Origin of the sequence: Nocardiopsis alkaliphila YIM 80379, from assembly GCF_000341005.1 — a bacterium.
Taxonomy (GTDB): domain Bacteria; phylum Actinomycetota; class Actinomycetes; order Streptosporangiales; family Streptosporangiaceae; genus Nocardiopsis; species Nocardiopsis alkaliphila.
Window position 1 is genome coordinate 63,025 of the sequence record NZ_ANBD01000136.1, and the last position, 6,000, is coordinate 69,024.

At 66.6% G+C, this 6,000-nt stretch carries 7 protein-coding genes; 3 read left to right on the top strand and 4 right to left on the bottom strand.

Annotation, left to right across the window (positions count from 1 at the left end; translation table 11 throughout):
- Window positions 1-139: 139 nt before the first annotated feature.
- A complete protein-coding gene (locus D472_RS0119320; protein ID WP_017606114.1) occupies window positions 140-487 on the top strand; it encodes a hypothetical protein in 348 nt (115 codons plus the stop codon).
- A gap of 180 nt (window positions 488-667) precedes the next feature.
- On the top strand, window positions 668-1,192 hold the full coding sequence (locus tag D472_RS0119325; protein WP_026117874.1) for a DUF6315 family protein: 525 nt from the start codon (window positions 668-670) through the stop codon (window positions 1,190-1,192).
- A gap of 42 nt (window positions 1,193-1,234) precedes the next feature.
- Here D472_RS0119325 and D472_RS0119330 read toward each other — a convergent pair whose 3' ends face one another.
- From D472_RS0119330 to glsA, 4 genes are all read right to left on the bottom strand, one after another.
- Window positions 1,235-3,268: an ATP-dependent DNA helicase gene (locus tag D472_RS0119330; RefSeq protein WP_026117875.1), complete on the bottom strand. Its 2,034-nt coding sequence runs from the start codon at window positions 3,266-3,268 to the stop codon at window positions 1,235-1,237.
- Window positions 3,269-3,323: 55 nt separating this feature from the next.
- Complete coding sequence (locus tag D472_RS0119335) at window positions 3,324-3,797, bottom strand: SRPBCC family protein (protein WP_017606117.1); 474 nt, start codon at window positions 3,795-3,797, stop codon at window positions 3,324-3,326.
- A complete protein-coding gene (locus tag D472_RS0119340; protein WP_017606118.1) occupies window positions 3,790-4,110 on the bottom strand; it encodes an ArsR/SmtB family transcription factor in 321 nt (106 codons plus the stop codon). The genes D472_RS0119335 and D472_RS0119340 overlap by 8 nt, the downstream gene beginning before the upstream one ends.
- A 79-nt stretch (window positions 4,111-4,189) precedes the next feature.
- Window positions 4,190-5,407: a glutaminase A gene (glsA, locus tag D472_RS0119345; protein WP_017606119.1), complete on the bottom strand. Its 1,218-nt coding sequence runs from the start codon at window positions 5,405-5,407 to the stop codon at window positions 4,190-4,192.
- 29 nt (window positions 5,408-5,436) lie between these two features.
- Here glsA and D472_RS0119350 point away from each other — a divergent pair, with 29 nt between their 5' ends.
- Window positions 5,437-5,916 (top strand): SRPBCC domain-containing protein, encoded by a 480-nt coding sequence (locus D472_RS0119350; RefSeq protein ID WP_017606120.1) that lies wholly within the window; start codon window positions 5,437-5,439, stop codon window positions 5,914-5,916.
- Window positions 5,917-6,000 lie beyond the last annotated feature (84 nt).

A 6,000-nucleotide genomic window follows, 5' to 3' on the forward strand; every position in this document is an offset into this window, starting at 1 on the left:
CAGAGCTGTCCGGAAAACGCGGGAAACCGGTACGGCTTGGGCACTCCAGGACCGATTCGCTCGTTGTCCGGATGGATAGACTCGCTGCCGACATAGCGATACACAGCGAATGTGCACGCACTAAGGGGATAGGGCGCCAATGGGATGGCGAGACCGTTTCGGACTCCGTAAGGCCAACCGCAAGGGCAAGGCTCGGTTCGACCGGGCCTCCGAGGACACCGACATCAAGGCCCTGATCGACTTCGCCGAGAGCAGGGTGGGTGTGGAGTTCTTCGTCGAACCGGAGACCTTCGCCACCCGGACCACGGCGGTGGCCGTCGCCACCGATGGTGAGTGGATCCGCCGCCGCTGCGGCTCCCCCGAGGTCATCCGCAAGGTGGCCAAGAATTTGGCCAAGCCGGCGTACGACGTACAGATCGTCGGTTACCCCCAGCGGATGCGCGACTGGACCGCGCGCAACAAGCGCGGACTGACCATGGACGATTGATCACATGAGCCACACTCCTTGACGTGAGACCAGACACCCCCGAAGGCTCTGACGTATGCCCGAAACCCGCAGGCCGGCCATTTTGGGCATTGATGACGACTCCTTGCCGCGACTTCCTCGCCGAACGGGTTCCCTAACGGCCTCCATTCGTCGCATACTCACCTGGGAGGGGGGACTCCGATGAAGCAGGATCTCACTGCCTTGTGTTGCGAATGCGGCATGGTTCGCCAAGTGAGCGACTACCAGAGTGTCGGCGAAGCCCAGTCCGCCTACGGGCTGGCCCGGTGCGTGGTCTGGCGCAAGTGCCGTTCGTGCGGCTATCGCACCTACCACGCCTACCTGCGTTCCGACCCGGAGCGCGACGAGCTGGAGGACGCCCTACGACTCGACGGAGCGTTGGCCGCTGAGGCCCTCGACGAAGAGGTGGAGCAACTCCGGCTGTGCGGGGTGGAGGTCGGACACGCTCCGGTACCGGCGATCTGGGACGGGCAGTCCGTGGGCATGGTGACCCAACGGCTCACCGACCACGCCTACTCGATCGTCTTGGACCCGGAATCCTCGGTGGTCTCCAGACTCAAACTCATCGACATGATGTGGAACGAACTCCTGGTCGGCGAGCATGACGATCGCTGGCACATCCAGGAACCCGAGGAGGACTCCCCCGGGTACGCGGTCCGCCTGTTCGGCTATCGCACCCGCGGTTGATCCGGTGGCCGGGCCCTCGGTGCCCGGCCACCGGCGTCTCGTTCAGGCCGCGGGTTTCCTCTCCCCTTCATCGGCCTTCTCGGCCAGCCGGCGCAGTGCCGAACGCACGACTTGTGGGTCGGTCGTCCCCCAGTAGGGGGGCAGGGAGGCTCTCAGGAAACCGCCGTAGCCCGCCGTGGCCAAACGCGGGTCCAATACGGCGATCACCCCACGGTCCTCGGTGGAGCGCAACAGGCGACCGGTGCCCTGGGCGAGCAACAGGGCCGCGTGGGTGGCCGATACCGACAAGAAGCCGTTGCCCCCGTGCGCGGAGACCGCCCGCTGGCGGGCCGAGGCGAGCGGATCGTCGGGGCGTGGAAACGGGATCCGGTCCACGATGACCAGTTGCAACGAGGAGCCCGGCACGTCCCCCCCCTGCCACAGGGACAGCGTCCCGAACAGGCAGGCTCGTTCGTCCTCGGAGAAGCGGCGCACCAGCCGGCCGGTGGAGTCCTCACCCTGGCACAGGATGGGTTGCTCCAGGCGTTCTCGCAGCTCGTCGGTGGCCTGCTGGGCGGCACGCATGGAGGAGAACAACCCCAGGGCGCGTCCATCGGAGGCCTCGATGAGTTCGGCGATCTCGTCGAGGTAGTCCGGTGAGAGCCCGTCTCGGCCGGGTTTGGGCAAGTGCCGGGCGACATAGAGGATGCCACTGCGGGCGTGTTCGAAGGGCGAACCCACGTCCAGCCCTCGCCAACGAGGCTCACCTTCGGCACGATGCGCCTCCTCCCCGCCTTCGGCCGCCTCCTGGCCGACCTCACGGCCCAGCCCCCATTGCCTGGCCAAAGCGGTGAAGTCGCCACCCAGGGTCAGGGTGGCGGAGGTGAGCACGACGGTGCGGTCACCGAAGAGTTTCTCCCGCAGCATCCCGCCGACTCCGAGCGGTGCGACGTTGAGCGCCGGCGGTCGGGAGGGGGTCTTGGCCAGCCACACCACTTCGGTGCGGTCACGCAATGGTGATTCGTAGGATTCCAGGACCCGCTCGGCGGCCTCACGCACCTCCTCCAGGGCGGCCAAGGCCAGTCTGCGATCCGAAGCCGCGTCGGGGTCCAGTTCACCCGGATTGGGTCCGATGGCGGTGACACAGGCGGCGGCCGCCTCGCGAACCGCGGCGATCGCGCCGGCGAGTCCTTCGTCCATGTGGTCCAAGCGGCCCTCGCCGACTTCGGAGAACATCAGGGCCAGCCCATCGGCGCACTCGGCGAGCCGTTCGCTGATGCCCGGTTCGACCAGGCGGGAAGCACGTTTGGCCGCGGTGGAGACGGCACGTTCGCTCAACACCCCGGTGGCCACGGAGGTGGCCCGATCGACGAGTTCGTGCGCCTCGTCGATCATGATCGTGTCGTGCTCGGGCAGGATGTGGTAACCCTGCGCCATGTCGATGGAGAGCATGGCGTGATTGGTGACCACCACGTCCACCCCACCGGTGGCCTCGCGGGCGAACTCGGCGAAGCACTCCTGGCCGAAGGAGCACACCCTGGCGCCCATGCACTCGTTACCGCCCACCGAGACCTGTCGCCAGGCCAGGTCGCTGACGCCGGGGACGAGTTCGTCGCGGTCTCCGGTGAGGGTGTCATCGGCCCACTCGTGCAGGCGGGCGACCTGGCGGCCCAAGGAGGAGAGTTGCCGGGGGTCGAAGAGCTCGGTGTCCTCTTCCTCCGCCCCGCTCTGAACGCGGTTGCGGCACAGGTAGTTACGTCGCCCCTTGAGCACCGCGAACGTGGGTTCCCGGGGCAACAGCGGTTTCAAGGCGGTGGCCAGGCGCGGTAGGTCCCGGTCGATCAACTGGTTCTGCAACGCGATGGTGGCCGTGGAGACCACGACGGGCTTCTTGGTCTCCACGGCCCGTCTGATCGCGGGTACGAGGTAGGCCAGGGACTTACCGGTGCCCGTACCGGCCTGGACCACCAGGTGCTCACGTTGTTCGACCGCGGACGCCACGGCCTCGGCCATGGTCTGTTGGCCCTCTCGGCCGCGGCCGCCCAAGGCCTCGACCGCCGCCTCGAGCAAGGTTGGAACGTCGGGGAGATCTGCCACCCGTTGACAGTACCCTTTCGAGCCCACAGGTGCGGCGTCGTCCACAGGCGAGGATTCAGCCCAGGGTGCGCAGCAATTCCTCCAACCGGTCCATCGACTGCCCGGCCCCGGTCTCCATTCCCGAAGCGACCATTCCGTCACGGTCCTCCACGCTCTGGAAGACGGCGAGCGAGGTGTACAGGGTGCGCCCATCGACCTCCTCCAGGCTGTGGCGCTCCAGGAGCACGTGCCCGGGCATACCCTCGAACTCGAAGGTCTGGGTAAAGCTCTCCGGCCCGTTCACGTCGTGGATGACCCCGTGGAAGGCGTACTCCTGACCGTCGTCCTCACGTTCCACGAACCGCCAAGACCCTCCGGGACAAAAGTCCAGCCGGTCGATGACGGTGGTGGTCTCGTCCAGCCCCCACCAGCGGGCCACGAGTTCGGGCTCGGTCATGGCGCGCCAGACCAGTTCGCGCGGCGCGTCGAAGGTGCGGGTCATCACGACGTCCTGCCGTCCTGGTTCGACGACGACCTTGAGATCACTCATGGTTCTTCCCCATCCTGCGTAGCTCTTCGTCCAAACGAGCGAAGCGACCCTCCAGCCGCCTCCGGTAGCGGTCGATCTCCTCCAAGGGCGCGGTCTCCAACCGACAAGGACGCCACTGGGCGTCACGCCCCCGTGTGATGAGACCGGCCCGCTCCAAAACCTTCAGGTGCTTGGAGACCGCCTGAAGGCTCATCTCGAACGGTTCCGCCAGTTCGTTGACGGTGGCCTCCCCCTGGGCCAATCGGGCCAGGATCTCCCGACGGGTCGGATCCGCCAATGCCGAGAACGTGAGGCTCAACGAATCGTCCGCCACTCATTCAACCTTCCAGTTGATCAACCACTAAGTTGATTATAGAACGATGAGGTGCCCCGTCAAGGGGACCTTCCCGACTTCAGGAGCCGTGGACGCCGCGCGGGTCCTTCACCTGGGCACCGACCCCCGCGTCGGCCAGTTCCTCCAGTTCGGCCGCGAGAAGGGAGCGCGCGGCCTCGCTGAACCCGGAGACCCGTTCGAGTTCGACCGTCACCGACGTGACCCCCGTGTCCTCGACCGCCTCGGCCAGACGTGAGACCACCTGTTCCGCGGCGAGGAAGTCGATCTCCCCTCGCAGGAGTACGGACAAGGAGTCGCCCGAGCGGGTCACACTGTGCATCGGGGAATGCGGTCGTGCCGGCGTTCGAAGCATGTGCAGGTCATAGTCCTCGGAGAGCCGTTCCAACGCCGCCACACCGCGCACGCTGTTGCCCGCCTCGTCCAACGGTGGACTGAAAACCCCCACTCCGAACGCCCCCGGTGCCGCCGCGAGGATGCCGCCGCTCACCCCGCTCTTGGCCGGAATCCCCACGCGCAGGCCCCACTCTCCCGCCCGGTCGTACATGCCGCAGCTGGTCATGATCGACAACGTGTGCCGCGCGGTGAGCTGGGAGACGACCCTCTCCCCGGTAACGGGGTTGACCCCGCCGGAGGCCAACGTGCCGGCCATGACCGCCAGGTCGACCACCGTGACGCTCACGGAACACTGGCGAAAGTAGTCCTGCACGGCCGCCTCCACCGAACCCACCAGTACGCCCCCGGACAGGCTGAGGTACCCGAGCGCCCGATTGCGGTGTCCGGTCTCGGCCTCGGACAGGTAGACCTGTTCGTCCACCGCCAGGTCCCGCCCGGCGAAGGTCGACAGCACCGAACGGATGTGTTCGGAACGCACCCCGCGCTCACCATCACCGACCAGGGACGTGGTGACGATCGCGCCCGCGTTGATCATTGGGTTCTCTGGACGACCCGACTCGTCCAGACTGATCGCGTTGAAGGGTTCTCCACTGGGTTCGGCGCCCACGTGCTCGTGCACGACCTCCAAGCCGTGTTCCTCCAAGGCCATCGCGTAGACGAACGGCTTGGACATCGATTGGAGGCTGAAGGTCTGTTCCGAACGACCCGCCGCGTAGGCGCGCCCATGCGGACTGACCACGGCGATCCCGAAAGCGTCCGGCTCGGCGTGGGCGAGTTCGGGAATGTAGTCGGCGACCCTACCCCCGCCCAGGCCGGCGACCTTCGCGCGAATTCCCTCCAACACCCCGACGACGGGGCTGGTCTCCTCCTGATCAAGATCCATTCGGCCAGTCTAGAAACTACGCTGCTTTCATGAGCGAACGAGTGGACATCGGCGAGCGCACGATCATGGCGGATCGAGCCACCACCTATCGGGCCCTCACCACCCCGGAAAGTCTCCTGGAATGGCTACCGCCCGAGGGCATGACCGGACGGTTCGAACATTTCAGCCTGGAGGGTTACCAGCTGGTGTTGACCTACGGGGAAGCCGGCCACGGCAAGTCCTCGGAGGACACCGACGTGGTGAAGGCCGAGTTCACGGAGCTGGTACCGGAGCAACGAGTGGTGCAAAGGATCGTGTTCGAATCAGATGACCCGACCTTCGCGGGCGTCATGACCATGCGCTGGTCGCTCTCCGACGCCCCCGAGGGCACCCTGGTCACCATCCGGGCGGAGGATGTCCCACCAGGTATCTCCCAGAGCGACCACGAGGCCGGCCTGGCGTCGTCCCTGGCCAACCTGGCCGCCCACCTCGAAGAACGATCCGGCCGGTTTCCGACCGGGTCGCCTTGAGCGAAACCCTCGGAGCTCTGGGGCTCCTCCCTCGGAAAAACGACGAAACGACCCGGCGAGCGCGGTCACGCGCGAGCAGGGTCG

Bases quoted from the DNA above. Each gene is read 5' to 3' on its own strand.
- D472_RS0119320 (WP_017606114.1), top strand. From the start codon at position 140: ATGGGATGGCGAGACCGTTTCGGACTCCGTAAGGCCAACCGCAAGGGC.
- D472_RS0119325 (WP_026117874.1), top strand. From the start codon at position 668: ATGAAGCAGGATCTCACTGCCTTGTGTTGCGAATGCGGCATGGTTCGC.
- D472_RS0119335 (WP_017606117.1), bottom strand. From the start codon at position 3,797: ATGAGTGATCTCAAGGTCGTCGTCGAACCAGGACGGCAGGACGTCGTG.
- glsA (WP_017606119.1), bottom strand. From the start codon at position 5,407: ATGGATCTTGATCAGGAGGAGACCAGCCCCGTCGTCGGGGTGTTGGAG.
- D472_RS0119350 (WP_017606120.1), top strand. From the start codon at position 5,437: ATGAGCGAACGAGTGGACATCGGCGAGCGCACGATCATGGCGGATCGA.